Annotated in this window: 19 protein-coding genes; 11 read left to right on the top strand and 8 right to left on the bottom strand. The window is 50.0% G+C overall.

Annotated elements, in window-relative coordinates:
* Positions 1–18: 18 nt before the first annotated feature.
* Positions 19–3,540, bottom strand: coding sequence for an OmpL47-type beta-barrel domain-containing protein (locus tag A3848_RS30650; protein WP_074088807.1), 3,522 nt, complete (start codon positions 3,538–3,540; stop codon positions 19–21).
* A 367-nt stretch (positions 3,541–3,907) separates the two neighbouring features.
* On the opposite strand from A3848_RS30650, the gene A3848_RS30645 reads away from it, so the two are divergent.
* From A3848_RS30645 to paiA, 10 genes are all read left to right on the top strand, one after another.
* A complete protein-coding gene (locus A3848_RS30645; protein WP_074088806.1) occupies positions 3,908–4,375 on the top strand; it encodes a MarR family transcriptional regulator in 468 nt (155 codons plus the stop codon).
* Positions 4,376–4,392: 17 nt separating this feature from the next.
* Positions 4,393–4,797 (top strand): nuclear transport factor 2 family protein, encoded by a 405-nt coding sequence (locus tag A3848_RS30640; RefSeq protein ID WP_074088805.1) that lies wholly within the window; start codon positions 4,393–4,395, stop codon positions 4,795–4,797.
* A gap of 462 nt (positions 4,798–5,259) precedes the next feature.
* Complete coding sequence (locus tag A3848_RS30635) at positions 5,260–6,117, top strand: carbohydrate ABC transporter permease (RefSeq protein WP_074088884.1); 858 nt, start codon at positions 5,260–5,262, stop codon at positions 6,115–6,117.
* Positions 6,114–6,992 (top strand): carbohydrate ABC transporter permease, encoded by an 879-nt coding sequence (locus tag A3848_RS30630; protein WP_074088804.1) that lies wholly within the window; start codon positions 6,114–6,116, stop codon positions 6,990–6,992. Before A3848_RS30635 ends, A3848_RS30630 begins: the two co-directional genes overlap by 4 nt.
* Positions 6,993–7,046: 54 nt before the next feature.
* Positions 7,047–8,432, top strand: coding sequence for an ABC transporter substrate-binding protein (locus A3848_RS30625; protein ID WP_074088803.1), 1,386 nt, complete (start codon positions 7,047–7,049; stop codon positions 8,430–8,432).
* Positions 8,433–8,519: 87 nt separating this feature from the next.
* A complete protein-coding gene (locus tag A3848_RS30620; RefSeq protein WP_074088802.1) occupies positions 8,520–9,509 on the top strand; it encodes a LacI family DNA-binding transcriptional regulator in 990 nt (329 codons plus the stop codon).
* 145 nt (positions 9,510–9,654) lie between these two features.
* Positions 9,655–10,650 (top strand): N-acetylglucosamine kinase, encoded by a 996-nt coding sequence (locus tag A3848_RS30615; RefSeq protein WP_074088801.1) that lies wholly within the window; start codon positions 9,655–9,657, stop codon positions 10,648–10,650.
* Positions 10,651–10,656: 6 nt separating this feature from the next.
* Positions 10,657–11,991, top strand: coding sequence for a 6-phospho-beta-glucosidase (locus A3848_RS30610; RefSeq protein WP_074088800.1), 1,335 nt, complete (start codon positions 10,657–10,659; stop codon positions 11,989–11,991).
* 125 nt (positions 11,992–12,116) lie between these two features.
* Entirely contained in the window at positions 12,117–12,569 is a 453-nt protein-coding gene (locus tag A3848_RS30605; protein ID WP_074088799.1) for a MarR family winged helix-turn-helix transcriptional regulator, read from the top strand.
* A 23-nt stretch (positions 12,570–12,592) separates the two neighbouring features.
* Positions 12,593–13,111, top strand: a complete 519-nt coding sequence (gene paiA, locus A3848_RS30600) for a spermidine/spermine N(1)-acetyltransferase (RefSeq protein WP_074088798.1) — start codon at positions 12,593–12,595, stop codon at positions 13,109–13,111.
* An 82-nt stretch (positions 13,112–13,193) separates the two neighbouring features.
* Here paiA and A3848_RS30595 read toward each other — a convergent pair whose 3' ends face one another.
* Together A3848_RS30595 and A3848_RS30590 are read right to left on the bottom strand one after the other, a co-directional pair.
* Complete coding sequence (locus A3848_RS30595; protein ID WP_074088797.1) at positions 13,194–13,619, bottom strand: MaoC family dehydratase; 426 nt, start codon at positions 13,617–13,619, stop codon at positions 13,194–13,196.
* Positions 13,620–13,654: 35 nt separating this feature from the next.
* Entirely contained in the window at positions 13,655–14,086 is a 432-nt protein-coding gene (locus A3848_RS30590; RefSeq protein WP_074088796.1) for a MerR family transcriptional regulator, read from the bottom strand.
* A 169-nt stretch (positions 14,087–14,255) separates the two neighbouring features.
* Between A3848_RS30590 and A3848_RS30585 the strand changes: the two genes are divergently transcribed.
* Positions 14,256–15,377, top strand: a complete 1,122-nt coding sequence (locus A3848_RS30585; protein ID WP_074088795.1) for an NADH-dependent flavin oxidoreductase — start codon at positions 14,256–14,258, stop codon at positions 15,375–15,377.
* Between the two features lie 111 nt (positions 15,378–15,488).
* On the opposite strand, the gene A3848_RS30580 is transcribed toward A3848_RS30585, so the two are convergent.
* The 5 genes from A3848_RS30580 to A3848_RS30560 form a co-directional block, all read right to left on the bottom strand.
* Complete coding sequence (locus A3848_RS30580; RefSeq protein ID WP_074088794.1) at positions 15,489–16,880, bottom strand: MATE family efflux transporter; 1,392 nt, start codon at positions 16,878–16,880, stop codon at positions 15,489–15,491.
* 88 nt (positions 16,881–16,968) lie between these two features.
* The gene (locus A3848_RS30575) at positions 16,969–18,717 is read right to left on the bottom strand and encodes a hypothetical protein (RefSeq protein ID WP_074088793.1); all 1,749 of its coding nucleotides are present in this window, start codon (positions 18,715–18,717) and stop codon (positions 16,969–16,971) included.
* A 52-nt stretch (positions 18,718–18,769) separates the two neighbouring features.
* Entirely contained in the window at positions 18,770–19,432 is a 663-nt protein-coding gene (locus A3848_RS30570) for a hypothetical protein (protein WP_074088792.1), read from the bottom strand.
* Positions 19,432–20,382, bottom strand: a complete 951-nt coding sequence (locus A3848_RS30565; protein WP_074088791.1) for a sugar phosphate isomerase/epimerase family protein — start codon at positions 20,380–20,382, stop codon at positions 19,432–19,434. The genes A3848_RS30570 and A3848_RS30565 overlap by 1 nt, the downstream gene beginning before the upstream one ends.
* 32 nt (positions 20,383–20,414) lie before the next feature.
* On the bottom strand, positions 20,415–21,287 hold the full coding sequence (locus tag A3848_RS30560; protein WP_074088790.1) for a carbohydrate ABC transporter permease: 873 nt from the start codon (positions 21,285–21,287) through the stop codon (positions 20,415–20,417).
* Positions 21,288–21,309: the final 22 nt, after the last annotated feature.

Raw genomic sequence — 21,309 nt, 5'->3', positions numbered from 1 at the left:
TGCAGAATTTCTTATTGATTATTCAGCTTGCTGATTGTTATTTTTTACAGATTGATCATGAGGTACTCTGACGGTTACGGAAGAAGTCTCTTTATTCCCTGCCTTGTCGGTTATTGTATACGTAATTGTGTAGATACGGCCCACTGCCTTATCCTTCCCTTTTTCAGCGCGTAAACTAAAGGATGTAGCTGCTGTTCCTACACTGGCTTGAATATCACCTTGACCACTGTCCGGTTCATTGATCGTAATAGAGGTTAATATTACCGATTCAACCCCAGATGTAGCATCACCCGGATTCAATGCAGCGTGAATCGTCACCATTTTATGATTGGCCGGCCATAGGGTTGTTGTATCCAATTGGACGGTTAGCGCTGGTGCCGTCTTGTCTATCTTCAATTCAAGAGTTTTGATGGGTTCAACATTGCCTGCCTGATCCGTGCTGCGATAGCCTATGGTATAAATTCCTTCATCAAAGGCGGGAATAGATCCGGTATACGGGGTCCAATCTCCGTTATTGATTTGGTACTCCGTTTTCGCCACACTGGATACATTGTCGCTTGCAGTTAAACTTACATTAACCTCCGATGTATACCATCCGGATTCTGCAGGGCTCGCGGAGCCCAAGCTAGCCGTCGTGACCGGCGCGGCATGGTCCAGCTTAAACGTCCGGGTCTTTGGATATTCGGCTCCTCCGGCCGCATCCGTTGAATAATAGGCTACGGAATATTGCCCATCCTCATGAAATGTAACCGGACCGGTGTAGTTGCTCCACGACGTTCCGTTATCAACGCTGTACACTGCGCCGGTTACAGTTCCTCCTGCTTCAGCGGCAGTAAGAGTCAACGATACCGGGCTAATATACCAGCCCTGCTCCCCATCCGGTAATGCCGGTGAGAATGAAGCCGTCGTGACCGGTGTTTTCTTTTCCACAGCCAGCCACGCCAGTACAGGATCACTGCCGCTGACCTTGCTTACGCTGATTTGTATATTCTGGGCTTTATCCAGCGTAAATTCTATCTTCTCCTGATCGGCCAGGGTTGCTTTGTTGATGGTAAAGCTCTTAGAAGAAAGTACGCTGCCGTTGGCATCCTTGGCTGAGAAGGTCATGCCGCGGGTGGCTCCCCACCATTCCTTATAGCCGGAAATCAATGTGTAGGTTCCAGGGTCCAAATGAATGGTGTAATTGATGCTCTTATTGGCGTAGGCCCACCAGCCGCTCTCATAAATGCTGCTGGTACTGGTGTGATATCCAATGTCAGTACCGATTTTACCAGTGTAGCCCCATTGTCCGTTGTATGCCTGATCAGACACTGCGTTTACCAGCTGTCCACCCAGTTTAGCCTTAGCCGCGTTATAAAAAGCGGAATTGCCCTGGGAACCCCCGCTGATGAAGTAGGTTAGTCCCGCATTTACCACATCGACCGTGGCACTCACTTGATATCCGGGCAATGTGCCCGTAATCTTCACAGATGTATAAGGACTAAAGGTCACACCGGCCGTATTCCAGATGACCGGCACCGTAACCGTATTCCCTGCAGCATTCACCGCCTGAAGTGTTGCCGGAAGGCCAGAGGCCCCTTCCCCCGTGGTCACCGCATATTCCGTAGGACTACTCACGGAGACAATGATGTTCGGGTCGATGATATTGAAGTCTTGGGTCATCACACCGCTTGATTCCATGCCCTCTGCGTAGGCGACCGCCTTGAGAATCGTGTGGCCCAGCGTCAAAGTGACCGGAGTGGTATAGAGCGTACTGTGATTTGTAGGTTCTGTACCATCAGTCGTGTAATAGATCTTGGCTCCGTCGGCCTTACTAGAAAGTGTTAGGGTCTGATCTGAAGTGTACCTGCCGCCCTCTTCACTTGCTGCCGGCAGCGGGGCAATCGGCCTCGTGAGGTTGCTCGCATACACCTGGACCTCAAGCATGCCGTTCTCCCAACTGGCTGTGGAATTGCCATTGTGTGCATTAATGACGGAGGTGACATAGAGCCGCACATACCGGTATTTCCCCCCCAGTGTATTGCTTTTGAAGCCCGTCATTTTATTTTGGGTCTCATCCGCCAGGACTGTCCAGTTCTTGTTGTCATTGCTGCCTTGTACCGTATAGTCGTAATAGGCTTCGGAACCATTGAATTGCTTGAAGCTGATATCCACGCGGGAAAGATCGAATATCTCCTGCAAATCAATCGTTACTGCGTACGGGACCTTATTTTGCTGATAGTATAGTGTACCTGCCGACCATGTATCTGCCTCATCGTAGGAACCATCGTTAATGTACTTCAGTAATTTGCCGGAAACGACATTGTCTTCACCTTCTACCGGTTTGCCTTGCGAAACATTGGATACATCCGGGAAGTGAAATGCTCCGGTCACAGGGTCGAGGGACCACCCCGGTGTATAGCTCATGGTCATGGTGTGTGTGGTACTGTCGATGTTCAAGGGCAGCCACACATAAGCGGAAGTGCCTAGAGCTTCGGGATTCCAGCGGTCGCCCATGTATACATATTGCCTGCTGCCATCTGCCGCAGCAATCTCCATAATATTGGTGGGCTGGCTGTAGAAGGTGGTGTTGTTGCCCACGGGCTGGAGAGCCGACCATCCGCTTGGATTACTGATATCGGTGGTGAAGGAATACATGGCCTGATTCGGATACCAGCCTGACTGACTGGAGGTAATGATATAGTAGACGCCATTAGCCTTGATCATGGCAGGCGCTTCCCTTCTGCCGCCGCTAAACAGCAGATAGGAGTTTTGCCAGCCAACATTCGTGCTGTTCTCCGTAAGCTTGTACACGCGCATGTTCTGCCAATCCTGAGTGCTGATCAGGTAAGCTTCGCCGGTGCCGGGATCCTGGTAGACGGTGAAGTCGCGGGAGCCATAACCCCATTTGCCGTCCGTTCCCGTATAGGACTCGTCTTTTTCATTAGGGTCCCCTACATAGCCCACACCCGGACGGAAATTATGAAGTACGGTGTAATGTCCGTCCACTGAACCTGCGGAAGCAATCAGAATATGGGAATTCCCATAGCTGGTCCCGTTTTCCCAGTGGGCGAACAGAACGAACTTCCCGCTGGCCTGATCATAAATCAGCTTCGGACGCTCCATATTGAACTGCTGGGTCTGGGAGCTGATGAGCCCGGGTGTTGTAGCTGTGGTATATCCAGGGTTTGTCGTATTGGACAGGATCGTAGACACAAATTCCCAGTTAAGAAGATCCTTCGATCTGTACAAATTAATGCCTGTAGTATTGTGGGAATTGCTGGATTTATTCTCTCCGACCCAATAATACCAGCCGCCCTGCTGCACGAAACCTCCGCCGTGGGCCTGGATAGAATTTCCGGCAGTGTCATTCCACGCCGCACCAACCGGAACACTTGTATAGGGACCCGCAGGTGGTGTACCGTTGACGGTCAGTTCACTTGCCGTTCCGGAAGTGGTAGCGCTTACAGTAGCGGACATTGCAGGAATCATTCCAATAATAAGGACTAGGCCAAAGAAACCTGCCAGAATACGCTTCATTCCAATGTGTTTCTTGTTCATTTCTACAGCTCATCTCCTTTTTTCTACTGCTGTTAAAATAACAAGGCACTTCAAATACCTCCTGCGGCTACATCCTCCTCCTCCCCGGAATTAGGTGATGACACGTGTTCTCCGTGAATTGTAAGCCCTCTCTCAGGCGTGCGTATAGTGAATTATTTAAACTTTTAGGGACATTCCATAGCTTTTGGTGAATGGCAAATACTTTTGAACAAGATTTCCAGAATTGATTCAGCGTTCAAACCAGATGCTGGAATCTGAGGGCTCAAGCTAATTGTGTAAATTGCGGAGGGATAAAAACTTGACGAAAAATTTGTTAACCGGTAAACTATTATTATTAACCGGTTAACAAAAACAGGGAGGTGCTCCTATCATATCTAAAAAATATCAAGAAACTTTTAACGCAATCCAAGGTTTTATTCTGAAGAAGGAAAGAAATATTACACGAAGAACTACTGAAAACGATAAGACGAAAGAAGCACAACCCTCAACCCGGAAATGGACAATTACTCAACTCCATATTCTTTCTCTAGTAAATGAGAACCCAAATGGATGGAATAATACACTACTGTCCACCGAGCTAAACGTGTCTAAGCCTGCCGTGACAAAAGCTGTGAATGCGCTCATTGAAAATGATCTACTTCTATCCACTAAAAAGGCTGAAAATAACAAAGAAGTTTATTATGACATCACACACCCAGGAAGAGAACTAGCAGTCGAGCATGATAAGCTTCATAAAATCATTGAGGGGAAATATTATGACTTATTTCGCACCTTCTCTGAGGAAGAACTCGATGTTGTCATTCGGTTTCTTGATGGTTGGTCAAAACTCATATAACCTAGGAGTGATTTGAAATGAATAAAACAGAAGCGCTTCAATTTTTAACAGATATGTACAACGATATTGTGGTTGGTTTGAATTTAGAAAAGATCCCTGTCTATTTTAGCGAAGAATATTATCAGGTGACGGATGGGGTAAAAACGAACAAAGAGGAGTTCACGAAACATATCGCTACACTAAAAGAAATGGTAGAAAAAATTAGAGTTTCGCCTTTCTATGATACATTGTTTGATGAGGAGCTACAAACAATGACATTACGCTATACGGTAGATGTTACAAAGAAAAATGGAAATAGCGGACAAGTTGAATTAATTGCTATCTTTGAATTGGAAGGCCACAAGATTCTTCGCTGCAACGAAATATCATGTCCGCTTAACAGTGCTGACGAATTCAAAGAAATTGCTAGTGTTAGTAACTAACCGGGGTCATAACCAATAATACGATGATAAAGTGAAAAGATATTCTCGAGCCCAGCCCCTTTCCGCCAATCGGCGGAGGGGCTTTTGTTTTCCGCAAGCCAAATCTCCCCCTCTAGATACCGCATCGCCTTTTCCAAAATGTCATATTACTTCACACAAATACTCATAACCCCAGCAGATCAAACCGAAAACCCAACCGAAAATTCTATTTAGCGTTATATTTCTTCACTGGTAGCGCTTTATCTGATGAATTGGGGGTTGATTATTTCCAGCCCATCCTCTATGATAATCTCATCAGGTTATTTATAAAGTTTAAGCGATTAAACTTTATAAATTATATTCCCTTTATTAACTCCATATTACAACGTTTATTTATTATAAAAGTTAAAGCGCTTAAACTTTTAAACAAGAAAGGCTGGTGTGTTAGTGATTAAGAGTGAAAGCCGGCGGCAGACCTTCTACATGTATATGTTCATTTCCCCGTGGTTAATCGGTTTTCTGGTGTTTGCTTTGTACCCTATTCTTTCGTCGCTGTATTACAGCTTCACGGATTATGACATCATCCACCCGCCGAGATTCATCGGACTTGCCAACTACACAGAGATGTTTCACAACGAGCTGTTCTGGAAATCGGTCACGGTCACCCTGAGGTACACCTTCATCAGTGTGCCAATACAGCTGCTGCTCGGTCTTGGCTTCGCTCTCCTGCTGCACCAGACGATCCCGCTGCGCGGATTCTTCCGCACCGCGATGTATTTTCCCAGCATGGTGTCTGGGGTGGCGATGTCACTCCTGTGGTACTGGATCTTTAACCCGCAGATCGGCCTCTTCAACTACATGCTCTCCTGGTTCGGCATCCATGGTCCGGCGTGGCTGATGAATCCCGACACGGCGCTGTATGCGCTAATTATCATGTCCTTGTGGACCGCCGGTTCAGGCATGATCCTCTTCCTCGCCGGGCTGCAGGGCGTCCCTGCCAGCCTGATCGAAGCCGCCAACCTGGATGGGGCCGGGCGTTTCAGGATTTTCCTGAATATCACCCTGCCCATGATCTCGCCAGTACTGCTGTTCCAGCTCATCATGGGTCTGATTGATTCATTCCAGGTGTTCACCCAGGCCTTCGTCATGACACAGGGCGGTCCTAACTACTCTACCTGGTTCTATGTCTACAATCTGTACACCAGCGCCTTCAAGGAATACCGTGCCGGCTACTCCTCCGCGCTGGCGTGGGTGCTGCTGATCGTGGTTATGGTGTTCACCGCTATCATTATGAAGCTGTCGAACCGTTATGTGCACTATGAAGGAGGCGGACGCCGATGAGCATCGTCAAAACAGCCAACCACCGTGTACCCGCTTCTGCGCACCGCCGGAGGGTCGATCCCGTGAAGGCAGCCAGCTTCATCACTTTGCTGATTACCACCTTTCTTATGCTGCTGCCGCTGTTCTTCATGGTCTCCACCTCACTGAAATCGAAGCGGGAGATGCTGAAGTTCCCGCCGACCTTTCTGCCGGAGAGCTGGGCGTGGAGCAACTACCGTGAGATTTTCGACACGCTGCATTTCGGTACCCTGTACAAGAACAGTCTGACCATCGCTGTGCTGACTGTCATCGGCACCCTGATCTCTTCGGCGCTGGTCGCCTACGGGTTCGCCCGGTTCAGGGGCAGAGGCAACCAATTCCTGTTCATCCTGCTGCTCAGCACCATGATGCTGCCCTATCCGGCGATTATGATCCCGCAGTTCGTGCTGTTCTCCCATATGAACTGGATTGATACCTTCCTGCCGCTGATCGTACCCGCATTCTTCGGTTCGGCCTACAACATCTTCCTGCTGCGGCAATTCTTCTCCACGCTGCCCGAGGAATTGTTCGATGCCGGCCGGATCGACGGCTGCGGTGAGCTGCGGATGTGGTGGACGATCGCCCTGCCGCTGTCCGCTCCGGCACTGGCAACCGTTGCAATCTTTGCTTTTATCTACAGCTGGAATGACCTGCTTACACCTGTGCTCTACTTAAGCTCATCGGAGAAATTCACCCTGCCGGTCGGCATGGCCTCACTCACCTCGTCGCGCTTCCGCATCCCGCCGTGGCACCTCCTGATGGTCGCTTCCGTACTGGCGATGCTTCCCATTGTGACCTTGTTCGCGGTCGCCCAGAAGCAGTTCGTGGAAGGCATTGTTCTGACCGGCATCAAGTAATCCCCGCCCTATCCGGCGGTCCAATACGACTTGAAATGATGGAGGGATTAACGGATGAACACACGTAACCGAAAAACATCCTCGCTGCTGCTTGCAGCAGGACTAACTGTAATGGCGGCCTTATCCGGCTGCAGCGGAGGCAAATCGGCGGGTGATGTGGCTGCAGGAAATAATGGCGCGGCAAGTGGCGGCACCACAGAAGAACAAGTAACCATCACCCACTACACCATTGATTCCGAGGACCGCACGTTTATCGAGAAGCTGATTCCCGATTTTGAGAAGGAGCATCCGAATATCCGGGTCAAGGTGGAAAAAGCGCCTTACGAGCAGTTCGACAGCAAGCTGCAGACCCTGATCGCCGGGGGCAAATCGCCTGATGTCACAAGCCATTACGGTTATGGCGGTTTTGCGGAATATTACAACAAGGGCATGCTGCTCGATCTGACCGATCTGATTAAGGAAGTGGGATTCAAGCCGGAGGATTATCACATTCCTGACAATCTCATGAAAATCTACACCGTCAAGGACCGCACCTACGGCATCCCGGTCAACATGTATGTCACCCTGATGCTGTACAACAAAGATATGTTCGATGCCGCGAAGCTCTCCTACCCTCCAAGTGACTATGAGGACAAAAGCTGGACCTTTGACAAAATGGTTGAAAAGGCCAAGCAAATGACCGTCGTCTCTGACGACATTGCCAAAACGCAGTACGGCGTGGACTTCACCTGGTCCGAGCGCGATATGCGGCCGCTGTATTTCGGAGCTGAACCCTATTCTGAAGATACCTGGACGAACGGCGGCGTGCCATCCGAGACCCATTTTGACTCCCCCAAGGTGATTGCCGCTTACCAAAAGCTGTTCGATCTGATATTCAAGGACAAGGTCTCTCCCACCTCCGAGTGGAGCAAAAGCGTGGCCGGACAGAACGGTGACCCCTTCGTTGCAGGTAAAATCGGCATGTCCATCGGCGGTTCCTGGAACCTGGCGGGAGCGAATGATTTTCCATTCAAAATCGGCGTAGCCGCCGTCCCTTGGGGAGGTAACGAGAAGGTGCGCAGTACGCTGTTCGTTGATCCGCTGCTGATTCTGAAGGGCTCCAAGCATCCGAAGGAAGCTTTTGAATGGATCAAGTATCTGATGACCACCGAAGTTCAGGAGAAATCCATCGAGCTGAGCGGCGGCAATCCTCCGGTCAATACGGAAGCTGCGGAAGAATATTATAAGCATTTTGACGGCATTGATCCGGCGGATGTGAAGAAGGTCTACGAGGGTGCAGTCAAATACGGCTTCGAATCCTACAACCATCTGATCACCAACTACTCGCAGATCAACGACATGTTCATCAATGAGATGCAGCCGGTCGAGACCGGACATCAGACACTCGAGGAGGTTATGCCGGTGATTCAGAAGAAAGTGACTGAGATTATTAAGAGATAAATTCCTGCCTTTAGCGGATATGCGGCAAGCCCTGTATACTGTAGGCAGGGAATAGATTCGGAAAATCCGCCGCAAGGAGCGTTTGAGATGAAAGTGAGTATTTTTGATGTAGCCAAAAAATCCGGGTTATCCGTGGTAACGGTCTCCCGGGTCATTAACGGGGCAGGCTCGGTGCGCGAGAAGAACCGCCAAAAAGTGCTGGACGCGATCAAAGAGCTGGATTATCGCCCCAATGCGGCGGCCCGCAGCCTGGCCAGCGGCAAGACCGGCATCATCGGTCTGATTGTAACGACCCTGCAGGATTCCTTCTTCGATGCGGTGGTCAAAGAGCTGAATGAGGTGCTGGCGCTGCACGGCTATTTTCTGGCCATCTCCATCTCTACGGGTATCGCCTCAGACGAGAACCACTATCTGATCCAGGAGGACCGGGTGGACGGCCTGATTCTGCTCTCGCCGATGGAAGAGGACAACTATATTGTGGAGCTGAAGCGGCGCGGCATCCCCTATGTGCTGATTGATAATCAGCAGCCGGAGAATGACAGCTATTCGATTACTATTGATAACGTAAAAGGCGGCTATGCCGCCGCCCGCCACCTGCTGGAGCTGGGACATACCTCTATCGCCCATCTCTGCGGGCATGAGATGTTCCGTAGTACCAAGGAACGGCGCGCCGGCTTCCTGAAGGCACTGAAGGAACAAGGGCTGGAACCCTTTGAGATTGTTCACGGCGATTTTGAAATTACCAAAGGCTACGATACTGCAAAACGCTGGCTGTCCGAGGGCAAGCTGCCCACCGCCGTATTTACGGGAGATGATAATATCGCCCTTGGCGTGATCAATGCCCTGATGGAAGCCGGGGTGCGCGTGCCGCAAGAGGTAGCTGTTGTCGGCTATGACGACCACTACATTGCTTCCCAGCTTCGCCCGCATCTGACAACCCTGCGCCAGCCGGCAGACAAGATCGGTATAGCCGCAGCCGACATGCTGCTGAAACGCATGAATGGAACGATGAAACGCGGGGCCAACGTAAGGATTGATCCGGAATTAATTGTACGTGAATCTACTTTATCCAAGTAGAGCCGTACTGTCCGGCAGTTAAGTACAGGATGACGAAGTAACTCAGGATGTGAAAGCTCACAAAACTTAGACTATGCTTTCGAGGCGAGTTTTGCGGAGTATATATCAAGGATGCGTGGCTACAAAACTTTAGGAGTGACGACCATTGGCTTACTATTTGGGCATCGATGGCGGAGGAAGCAAAACCTACGCTCTGCTCTGCGATGAGCATGGCAATGTGCTTGGCAAGGGCAGGAGCGGCAATGGGAACCATCAGATGGGGGCCCGTCAGGCCGCGGCCAGTATCCATGAGGCAGCCTTCGCGGCGCTTGCGGAAGCAGGACTCCGGCTTGGCGAGGTTAAGCATGCTTATCTGGGTCTGGCCGGTGCTGACCGCAAGACGGATTACGACATCCTCCATCCGATGATCCGCAGCATCGGATTTACGAATTATACGATCAGCGGCGACCCGATGATCGGCCTGCGTGCAGGTACGAAACGCCCTTATGGTGTTGCTCTCATCTGCGGCACCGGCACGAATGCCGCCGGGCGCAGCCGTGAGGGCCGGCACTATCAATGCGGCGGCTTTGATTATATGTACGGCGACTTCGGCGGCGGCGGAGCGCTGAATATCGAAGTATTCCGCACCGTACTCCGGGCCTGGGACGGGCGGGAAGCGCCTACACTTCTCACAGAGCCGCTGCTTCAGCTGCTCGGCTATACGCATGTCGGAGGGATGTTCGATGACTTCCTCGATCATGGAAAGTCTGTGCCCCTGGACGCCGCCCGCCTGCTGTTCCCGGCAGCGGCCGAAGGTGATGCCGCAGCGCTTGCGATCCTGCACCGTCAGGGCGTGGAGCTGGGCAAGGCGGCTGCGGCCGTGATTCACAGGCTGGGCATGGAGAACGAGGCCTTTGACGTAGTGCTCGCCGGAAGCCTCCTTACCCGGGGTGACCGGGGCTGGATCACTGGCCCGATTGAGCATGCGGTGCACAGCGCAGCTCCGAACGCTTCCGTGGTCACCTTAACCACAGAACCTGTCGTCGGTGCTGTATGGTCAGCACTCGAAGAAGACGGTATTCCTGTAAACAACGATATTTATGAGAAAATGCGTGTATTTCAAGAGTTCGAAGCAATCCCCATCACAACCAGACAGGAGTGATTAATCTTGGCAACTAACCAAGGCCTTAAGATCGCCGTCATCGGCGGAGGGTCTTCCTATACCCCGGAACTCGTCGAAGGCTTCATTCTTCATTACAAGGAACTTCCGGTCCGCGAGCTATGGCTTGTGGACATTGACCCCGGCCTGCACAAGCTGAATATCGTCGGCAGTCTGGCCAAACGGATGGTAGAGAAATCCGGGCTTCCCATCGAGGTCCACCTCACCACCGACCGTCGCAAAGCGATTGAAGGCGCCGATTTCGTCAGTACACAGATTCGTGTCGGCATGCTGGATGCCCGCGCCCGTGACGAGTCCATCCCGCTGAAGTATGGAGTAATCGGCCAAGAAACGACGGGCCCGGGCGGAATGCTGAAGGCACTGCGTACCATCCCGGTCATCCTGGACATCTGCCGGGATATCGAGGAGCTGGCGCCGAACGCCTGGCTGCTGAATTTCACCAATCCGGCCGGAATGGTTACCGAAGCAGTGCTGCGGTATTCGAACGTCAAGAGTGTGGGGCTGTGTAATGCACCCATCGGCTTGATCAAGCAGGTATCGGCCAAATACAATGCCGCCCCTGACCGGATCTATGCCGAGTTCGTCGGCCTGAATCATCTGCACTGGATTACCCGCATTGATGTTGAAGGAGAAGACAAGCTGGATGACATGCTGGCCGACACCGCTGGCTACAGTGCGAAGAATGTTCCAGCGCGGGAGTGGAATCCCGAGTTCCTGCAATCTTTGCATGCACTGCCCTCTTACTATTTGAAATATTTCTATATGACCGATGCCATGCTCGCAGAGCAGCAGGAATCCTTCAAGCAAGGCGGCAACCGGGCCGAGGTGGTCAAACATGTAGAGGAGGAACTGTTCGCCATCTACGCCAATCCGGAGCTGAGCGAGAAGCCGAAGCAGCTGGAGCAGCGCGGCGGAGCCTTTTATTCCGAGGCTGCGGTCAATCTGATGCGTTCCCTGCACAATGGCACGAACGACATCCAGACACTGAATGTGGCGAACCGCGGCGTCCTGGACTTCCTACCGGAGGATGCGAGCATTGAGGTCAACTGCGTGGTGACCAAGACCGGCCCCCTGCCGCTGCCGCTGACCAAGATCCCTCCGATGGCCAAGGGACTGATCCATGCCGTCAAAACCTACGAGCAGCTGGCCATTGATGCTGCTGTCACCGGGGACCGCAGCCTGGCGATTCAGGCGCTCGCACATCATCCGCTTGTGCCTTCCGTAGAGGTGGCCATTGCCATGCTGGACGAAATGCTGGAAGCGAACAAAGCATACTTGCCGAACTTTTTTGCCAAAGAGACTGCCGGGACACCGGTACAATAAACGGGATATCAAAAAGAGACTGCCTTTCAAGAAGGGGCAGTCTCTTTTTTTGTTGTAAATACAACAATAATAATGTATTATTTTTTACATCGTTTGAAAAATACATGAGTAGCGGAGTGGCAATTATGAAAGAAATTTTACGTGAGGTTGGAATGATTGCCAGAGCATTGGATTCTGTAAGTAATATAGAATTTAAAAAATATGATCTTACAAAAGGGCAGTACTTGTATCTCGTGCGAATATGTGAAAATCCGGGAATGATTCAAGAGAAGCTAGCGGAAATGATAAAGGTAGACCGGACAACAGCGGCTCGTGCCATAAAGAAACTGGAGATTAACGGATTTATTAAGAAGAATGATGATCCCGTTAATCGTAAAATTAATAAACTATTTCCTACAGAGAAAGGGATGACTGTGTACCCTTTTATTAAAAGGGAAAACGATTATTCCAATAAGGTCGCACTATCCGGATTCTCTGAAAGTGAAGTGGAAACGGTTTTCGACCTGCTGCAAAGAGTCAGAAAAAATGTAGAAAAAGACTGGGAGTTTGTAAAAAAGGGGAACCAGAGAACTTATTGATTGCTTAAAAGGAGGCACCTAAAATGACTATAACTATAAAAAAGTGCACATTAGAAGATCTGGGATTGCTTCAAGATCTTAGTGTTGAAACATTTAAGGAGACATTTGAGGATCAAAATTCACCTGAGCATATGAAGGCCTACTTGGAAAAAGCGTTTAACGCAGTGCAATTAGAGAAGGAGTTATTAACTATCTCTTCGGAATTCTATTTTATTCATTCTAACGGGGAACTTGCCGGGTATTTAAAGGTCAACACTAATGAGGCTCAATCTGAAATCATGGATAATCTTTCGCTTGAGATTGAGAGGATTTATATCCGCAAAAAATTCCATAAGCAGGGACTTGGCAGCTATCTGATGAATACAGCTATAGCCATAGCAAAAGAACAGAATAAAGAGAAGATCTGGCTCGGGGTTTGGGAAAAAAATGAGCGCGCCATTACCTTTTATCAAAAAATAGGGTTTGTTCAAACCGGAGCCCACTCTTTCTATATGGGTGATGAAGAACAAATCGATCTGATAATGACCAAGACACTCCAATAGGATCCTTCTGTAAAGATATTCAGGCTAGAGGATATCCCTTATCCGTTGCAGGAGTCAGGGATATCTTTTGTTGGGGTGTAGGTTATTGCTTAATCAGTACGGTTAAATCACCTTCAAAAACCTTCTCATCGTTGTGGTTGAACGTGGACAGCAATACAGTAACGCTCCCCGTGTCATTCTTCTTCTCTTTCACTTCGGTCACTTCAACAAGGGTATACAACTCATCCTCCGGATACACCGGCTTAGTAAATTTAAGATTGTTCATAGCGGTTCCAGCAATAACATCATCACCATAACTCCCCGTTTCCACCCAAAGTTTGAATGAGACCGCCATGGTTTGTATACCTGAAGCAATAATTCCATTAAATCTTCCTTGCTTCGCCTTCTCTTCATCCAAATGCATATATTGAGGGTCAAACTCCGCTGCAAATCTCGTAATACTCTCTTTAGTCATTCTGATGGACTTGGTTCTGAAGACTTGCCCGACAAAAAATTCATTAAATCTCATTCATCGCACCTCTTATATCCGTTATATTTGCTGTTTTATTGGACGATCTTGTCCTGGGAGCTTAAGTAACCGTGACATTTAAAGTCATAGTTGGGATTGTTCATAACCTCTTCTTTCTGAAGTTCATACATGGCAATTTTATAATTTATTTCCTCCAAGTGTTTAAAACTTTCGTCAATTTTCTTCTGCACTTCCAATTTATGCTGCATTAACATTTCTTCTCTTTGCAAAAAGGTGTTATTCCCCAGTTCATAAAGCTCCTTGTAATCCTTTATTTTTGAAAGAGGCATTCCTGTCTCTTTGAGACAACGAATAAAAGAAATCCAGTCTATTTGTTGTTGGGTATACACTCTGCGGCCTTTTTCGTCACGAGATATGTTTGGTAATATCCCTTGCTCTTCATAAAATCTAAGTGTCTTTGCAGATACATCTACATTCTCCACTACATATGTCATTGAATACAGCATCTACTCGTCTCACCTCCAGTTACAGTTACTGTAACTAAATATAGATCACAAAGATAACGATAACATAAAAACCCTTTATGTAACCATATAAAAATAAACCCTTTACTTACCGTAACAGCAACCAATTACACTGAAATAGAAAATATAACAGGATAGCGAGGTTAATAAAATGAATCAGAAATACAGCAGGTTATTTGAATCCTTCACATTCAGAAATGGAGTAACCATTAAGAATAGTATCGTTATGGCCCCAATGACAACCTGGTCAAGTAATGACGATCTTACCCTTTCGGATGACGAAGTAAAATATTACAAACAAAGGGTGAATGGAGTAGGACTCGTGATTACAGGATGTACTCATGTTACGCCTAATGGGCAGGGTTTTACGAATGAATTCGCTGGGTACAATGATGAATTCACTCCAAGTTTACGAAAATTAGCTGAGGCAGCCAAAAGTGGAGGCGCTCCGGCGGTCCTGCAAATTTTTCATGCTGGTAATAAAGCCGTGCCTGGGCTGGATGCCGTCAGTGCGAGTGCATTGCAGCCCGAAGTTACTAATTTAGGTTCAACTTCGGAAACAAGAGAACTATCCCATGAGGAGATCTTGTCGATTGTACGTGCTTTTGGAGACACAACAAGACGAGCAATTGAAGCCGGATTTGATGGCGTCGAAATTCACGGGGCTCACGGATTTTTAATTCAAAACTTCTGGTCGCCAGCAACAAATCAACGGACGGACCCATGGGGAGGATCCCTTGAAAATCGCTTGCGTTTTCCATTGGAAATTATTGAAGAGGTCAAAAATGTCATTGAAAAACATGCTACAAAACCATTCCTTATTGGATTCCGGCTTTCCCCTGAAGAATCCCACAAAGTGGACGGATTACGTATGAAAGACACGTATGAATTAATTGATTTCCTTGTTGAACAGGATTTGGATTACATTCATGCTTCATTAGATAATGTGTCTTCAAAGCCAGTAGATAGTCAAGATGAAAAAACACGGCTTGAACTCATTCTTGAAAGAGCAAACGGGAAGATACCTGTGATGGCTGCCGGTTCCATAATAACACCAGATGATGCCCTTAATGCTATGGAATTAGGCTTGCCGCTAGTCGCCATTGGACATGCGTTAATTATGGATCCTAATTGGGTTGAGAAGGTCGCAAATGGACGTGAAGCCGAGGTGGATTCTGAATTGAACGTTTCGAAACTCGACCAGCTTAATATTCCGGAAAAACTTTGGAATGTATTTCAAGCCATGCCAGGTTGGTTTAATATCGCTAAATAAACATTTTCAAATACCGTTGAATCGTTTATTGGTACTTTCAACGGACTTAAAGAACCCATCTCCACTTATCGTGGACAATGGGTTCTTTTTTTATCGTATATACCTTAGGGGTTAAATCACCTTATGCTGAACCCACTTATCCCCGAGAAAACGCCGGAGGAAAATGAAGCCGCGTATGCCCCACTCGCAGTTCATGGCCAGCCAAACCCCGATAATCCCCATATGCAGCACGATGCCGAGGATATAGCCCAGCACTACGCGGAACAGCCACATGGACAGCATGGACACGATGGATGTGAACTTGGAATCGCCAGCCGCCCGGAGCGCGGAAGGGGTAATGAAGCTGATCGACCACAGCGGGATCTGGGCAATCGAATTCATCAGAAAAACAATGAAGATATCCCGGACAATCTCCTGCGGCGGATGGAACAGCGACACCAGCGGGTGGAATAACGGGAAGATCAGCAGCGCCATCAAGGCAAAAGAGGCTGAGGACAGCCACAGAAACGACTTGACGAATTTACGCGCATCCCGGGTATTCCGGCTTCCCATGCATTGGCCAACGACAGTGATCAGCGTCAGCGACAATGCATTGGCGGGAATCTGCATGACCCCGGCGATCGAGGAAGTGATTGCATTGGTCGCAATGGCATAGGTGCCAAGACTGACAATAAAAATCTGCGTCAGAATCTTGCCGCCATTGAAGAACATCTGCTCCGCCGCAAACGGCAGGCCGATGAACATAATTCTCCGGAGCATGGTCCAGTTGAGAACCAATAAGTCCCGGATCTTCACCCGCAGGCTGCTGTCGAGCCGGAACAAATAGATCAGCGAGCAGACCGCAGCCAGATACCGGGAGGTATTAATCGCGATGGTCATGCCGAACACACCCATATGCAGCCCGTTAATGAACACGAAGTTCAACAGCACATAAGAAAAGTTCATAATCAGCGAGAGTACGAGGGACACACGGGTCCTCCCGATGCCGCGCAGTGCGCCGCACACCGCTTCCATCACAGCAATCCCCAGATAGGACAGGCTGCTGCCAATCAGATACGTACGGGCGTTCGACATGACCTCCGGCGAAGCCGCACCGAACAGCAGATGCAGCAGAGGTCCATGGAACGCAATGCCAAATAAGCCGATGGCAAATGCCATCAGCGAAACAGAGGAGACCGCTCCGGCGGCAGCTTTGGAGACCATTAGGTCGTTCCCGCTGCCTTTATATTGCGCAACAACAACGGTTCCGCCAGTGGATACCGCGATGAATACACTGATTAGAAAAATATTCAGCGAATCTATCATATTCACCGCACTGATCGCCGCCACACCGGAAGAGCTGATCATCGCTGTATTCACGACGTTCAGCCCTACCACAAAGGCCTGGTCTACCAATATAGGAAGAAATAACGATATGATTTGACGATAGTCAATGGATTCTCCAGAAAAATACTTGTCGAGAAACAGGCGGCCCTGCTTCACATTCACCTTGGGCTCTAGCATAAGTTCACTTCTTTATATTAGAATTAGGGCCTCGCTATTCTAACATATGAGCTGCATAAGTCAAGGCGGTCTGCCTATGTGACCGGCATTACTCCCCGTGCATCGAAGGAGATAATGAAATTGAGAATGTCTTATCGAACGGGGTCACTGCGTTAACCAGCACCGCCTTGCAGTTATTCTGCAGCTTGGCCTCCCGTACCCCGGTCGCCAGATGTTCTCTCCCGCCCCCCGTCAATTCAATCCAGTCCTCACCGCATGTATAGCGGAGGTCGCCGCCGCTCCAGAGATAGCAGTCCTCATCTGCAGCCTGCAGCTCTCCAGAGGTGAAGCTTCCTTCGCTCCCGAAAATGAAAGACACCTGTGTCATGACCTCCGCCGGCTCATCGCAGTGCAGCCGGATAGTCCAGCCCTCGTCAGTCCGCTGCACCTCGGCTTGTACCCGGAATGTCTGTTCATGCGTAAGCGGTCGGCTCTGATGCGGGAGCAAATACCAAGGACTGACCGGCGTTCGGGATGTTGGCGGAAGCAGTGCCTCCTCGACGGGGCCGTAATAGCCCTTCTTCTGTTCTCCCGCCAGGCGGTATCCTTCGGGCAGCTTGGTCATTTCCTGCATCGGCACATATCCCGGATAAAAGTACGATGCCACCTGAACGGCAAGCAGCCTTACGGCACCATGGCGCAGCGCAAAGAAAGACGGCGTCTCCGTAATCAGCGTTACACTGGTACTGCCATCCCTGTAGCGGGCAACGGGTGCACCGAAATCAGTATGCAGCCGGCTGTGGTAGATTCGTCCCCCATGGCCGGCATCATCCATCTGCTCCAAATAACTATGGCGAAGGAAATCGCCGTTTAGCATTTCCTCATATTTTACAGGAAGGGGCGCCGCTGCCTGAAGCGGCTGCTGTAGCTCAGGCTCCAGCAGCATCCGCACGAGCGCGTTAACCGAGCAGACACCCGGATCTGCAAGCGAACGTCCAGCCCATTCAGCCATACCCGCAAATAACTCATCCTTATCGGAGCGGGCCAGAATCGCATAAGGTAAATAATAGGGAGACAGATCGTGAACACTGCCCAGGTCCTGCCGGCCGGAATAATCGGTAACGACCTCGCCCGAAGGATGGACCAGATATACCATCATGCGCAGATTCTGACGAACCGGGTCCAGCAGCTGCGGGCGATTCAGCAGACGGGCGGCATGAATCAGCATAATGTCGCTGACTGCGCTGTAAATCCCATTACTTCTCTCCGTCCATTCCCCGTCCGGCGTAATGTCCATCCCTTCCGCCAGCCAATGATCCGCCCGCTGAACAGCCTCTTCCAGTCCAAACAGCTCATGCAGATATCCAAGTGCTGCGCACAGGACCCAGCGGTGATTCGGTGTATGGCATCCTCCCGTAATCATGACAGGCACGGTCCGTTCAAGAAACAGCCGCATATTGTCCAGCACCGGCTGCAGCGGCAGCCATTCGTTGCGGGCCAGCAATTGGTACAGCTGAGCGTAACCGACAATGACAAAAGCCGTATCCGGCGGAGAATGAAAGTTCGTCCAGCCCGGAGATATAGAGCCGTCCTCATGCTGAAAGCGCAGCACGAACTCCGTAGCCAGAAGCAGCCGCTTTAGCAGCGCTTCATCCAGGTAGTACGCAGAATCGGGATTGACCAGAGCCGCTCCCCAGTAACACATGTCCGTCGGCGTGCCAGTCGTGTGATTGACCCAGGCAATACCCGTGCCCGGATCTATCGTCCCGCCATAATAGCGGCTCTGCGGATCCAGCATCTGCCGGGATAACCCTTCCTTCACCGCTCTGTCATTACTCTCCACCAGTTGCTTATACATTGTAATTCCCTCCAATACACATTCTGCTTCATGCCTGGGTAATGCCAGGTTCCTATATCCGTTCCAGCTCTCTCCCAATACGCTCAGGAATCTCAGCAAATAACTGACTCCAGGAAACGAACAGGTCCTCCCGATCTGCATAGTCCCAGCTCTGGTAAGTCAGAGAGGGAGTGAACCGGAAGGTTTGCAGGTAACGGCGGACCCGGCTGTCAATGTCTTCGTCCGTCGTCAGAACTCCGCTATAGAAGTCGCCATAGATCAGACCGTCTGCGCCCGCCTCCTCCTGCGTGCAGGACACAAATCCCGGCAGCAGCTCAAATAACTCAGGAAGCGGAGAGAGCGCATGTTTGCCGGGCTGGACATACAGAGCAGCCCGCGTTCCGCTCAGATTAGTCCGTCCGTGCAGCAGCCCTTTCAGGTATTTACCATGAAAGCTGGCTTCAACATCCGCCACCTCTCCGTCCCTGCCGATGTATACCCACACATGCTCCAGATCATACAGATGCTGAATATCATAATCGTAATAAATGGCGTATTCCACAACAGCCTCCACATCGGGGTGATTAACAATCAGACGCCGCCGGAAGGAGGGAGAGTTCCCCTCCTGCCGCAGTACCGTTATACCGATGCGAACAGGAAAGAACGGCTCGCACGGATCGAACAATAAGCACGGGGCATATCTGGCAGCCAGTAACCGGTCGGCATCGCTCAGCATCAGGCCTGACCTCTGGCCGCAAGCTTGCCCGCAAGCAGCGAATGGCTTTCATCGATCTCTTCCGGCCGGCAGGCTGCCTTCAGCTCATACACCTTGACCTGTGCCCGCTCGATCATCGGCAAATAGGCATCATAGAACTCCATATCCTTGCTGTTCACATAGGGGCACCAATGATCGGAAAGACCAAGGGTTTCATGAATATGGACACCCACAATATCCCCCATCAGGCCTTCCATTTCCCGCACACTATCGTACAGTCCCAAGCGATCCATCATAATGGCATGACCGGTATCGTACCAGATGCCTACAGGCGCTCCCTTTAGCGCTTTTATGATCGTCTTGGCTTCCGCGAGCGTCGGAATCTGCTGCGGTCTGGAGCGGGTCTCGATGCCAAAGCGGACACTCAGTCCCTTCGACAACGCCCGGTTGCATACCTCATCCAGACTTTCGATAATCTTCTGCACATAGCCGGCGCTGTATGCCTCTCGCCGCTCCATCAGCTCCGCCCATTTGCTGCGGTAAGCCTCTGAATCTCTGCCCTGTCCGTTATAGATCTGCTCCAGCTCTTTGCTGATATCATTCGGAAAGGGCACTTCGCCGGGATGCACAACAACCGCTTCGCCCCCATAGCGCTGGGTGTATTCGGCTGAACGGACCAGCAGCTCGATCGCACGCAGCCGTTTATCCTCCTCCCCAAAGCCGAGCAGTACGGAATCCGTACCATAATCAGGGTCCGGAACGTGAGGGAAGGTGTTGTGGACACTGGAGATGCCGATCTCTCCCCGTTCGATCATTGGCTCGATGGTAGTGAGCATTTCCTGGGTCACATTATAATTCAGCTCTACGCGGCGAAAGCCAAGCTCACGGATTTCCCGGACCATTTCACTGCCTATGGTATGGCGTTTAATGTTCCAGCATGTTGAGAAGGAAAAGACTCCTTTATCCTCCATAACAGTGTTCTCCTTTCTTGACCGTTAACGGTTCAGCCTTTGACAGCACCCAGCATAACACCGCTAACAAAATATTTCTGCAGCCACGGGTAAACAACTAAGATAGGGACTGTGGCGAAAATGACGGTGGCCGCCTTGAGGCTCTCCGGTGTCAGTGCAGTCCTGTTCGAACCTTCCAGCTGTGTCAGCTCAGAGACCATATTGTTCTGTACCATCTGGAACAGCTTCAGCTGAAGCGGATACAGTTCCGGGCTGTTGATATACATCAGGGAATCCTGGAAGCCGTTCCACCGTCCCACTGCATAGAAGAGAGCGAGCGTAGCCATGACAGGCATGGATAGCGGCAGCACAATACGCATCAGTGTGTGAAAATGGGAGCTGCCATCAATTTCGGCCGACTCCTCCAGACTGGGAGGAATGTTATTGAAAAAGGAAATCAGAATAATAAGATTAAAAGGGCTGACCAGACCGGGAAGAATAAGCGCCCAGACCGAATCGATCATTTTTAAATCGCGAATCAGCAAATATTCGGGAATAATTCCGCCGCTGAAAAACATCGTAACGACGATAAGATACATGAAGACCTTACGGCCCTTCAGATTCTTTTTGGTCAACGGATAGGCTGCTGCGACGGTGAAGAGCATGCATAGCACAGTTGTGGCTACCGTCAGAATAATGGTGAAGATCAAAGAGTGGATCATGGAATCATTCGAAAACACCTGAATGTATGCATCCCAGTTCACTTCAATAGGGAAAAGGGTCACTTCGCCGGAGGTAATCGCCCGGTTGGAACTTAGGGATACCGCAATGATGTGTAAAAACGGAGCCAGACAGAACAAAACGAACAACGTAACCAATGTAATATTAACGATATCAAAAATACGGTTTGAGGTACGTTCACTCATAGCACTCCGCCTCCTTCCTTCC

This window comes from Paenibacillus sp. P32E (assembly GCF_001909085.1).
Classification (GTDB): domain Bacteria; phylum Bacillota; class Bacilli; order Paenibacillales; family Paenibacillaceae; genus Paenibacillus_AQ; species Paenibacillus_AQ helianthi.
The sequence above is the reverse complement of the archived record's forward strand: the minus strand, read 5'-3'. Positions and strand labels throughout refer to the sequence as shown.

Bases quoted from the DNA above. Each gene is read 5' to 3' on its own strand.
- A3848_RS30630 (WP_074088804.1), top strand. From the start codon at position 6,114: ATGAGCATCGTCAAAACAGCCAACCACCGTGTACCCGCTTCTGCGCAC.
- A3848_RS30580 (WP_074088794.1), bottom strand. From the start codon at position 16,880: ATGCTAGAGCCCAAGGTGAATGTGAAGCAGGGCCGCCTGTTTCTCGAC.
- A3848_RS30560 (WP_074088790.1), bottom strand. From the start codon at position 21,287: ATGAGTGAACGTACCTCAAACCGTATTTTTGATATCGTTAATATTACA.
- paiA (WP_074088798.1), top strand. From the start codon at position 12,593: ATGACTATAACTATAAAAAAGTGCACATTAGAAGATCTGGGATTGCTT.
- A3848_RS30625 (WP_074088803.1), top strand. From the start codon at position 7,047: ATGAACACACGTAACCGAAAAACATCCTCGCTGCTGCTTGCAGCAGGA.
- A3848_RS30620 (WP_074088802.1), top strand. From the start codon at position 8,520: ATGAAAGTGAGTATTTTTGATGTAGCCAAAAAATCCGGGTTATCCGTG.
- A3848_RS30650 (WP_074088807.1), bottom strand. From the start codon at position 3,540: ATGAACAAGAAACACATTGGAATGAAGCGTATTCTGGCAGGTTTCTTT.
- A3848_RS30570 (WP_074088792.1), bottom strand. From the start codon at position 19,432: ATGCTGAGCGATGCCGACCGGTTACTGGCTGCCAGATATGCCCCGTGC.
- A3848_RS30585 (WP_074088795.1), top strand. From the start codon at position 14,256: ATGAATCAGAAATACAGCAGGTTATTTGAATCCTTCACATTCAGAAAT.
- A3848_RS30565 (WP_074088791.1), bottom strand. From the start codon at position 20,382: ATGGAGGATAAAGGAGTCTTTTCCTTCTCAACATGCTGGAACATTAAA.
- A3848_RS30575 (WP_074088793.1), bottom strand. From the start codon at position 18,717: ATGTATAAGCAACTGGTGGAGAGTAATGACAGAGCGGTGAAGGAAGGG.
- A3848_RS30640 (WP_074088805.1), top strand. From the start codon at position 4,393: ATGAATAAAACAGAAGCGCTTCAATTTTTAACAGATATGTACAACGAT.
- A3848_RS30605 (WP_074088799.1), top strand. From the start codon at position 12,117: ATGAAAGAAATTTTACGTGAGGTTGGAATGATTGCCAGAGCATTGGAT.
- A3848_RS30635 (WP_074088884.1), top strand. From the start codon at position 5,260: ATGTATATGTTCATTTCCCCGTGGTTAATCGGTTTTCTGGTGTTTGCT.
- A3848_RS30590 (WP_074088796.1), bottom strand. From the start codon at position 14,086: ATGCTGTATTCAATGACATATGTAGTGGAGAATGTAGATGTATCTGCA.
- A3848_RS30595 (WP_074088797.1), bottom strand. From the start codon at position 13,619: ATGAGATTTAATGAATTTTTTGTCGGGCAAGTCTTCAGAACCAAGTCC.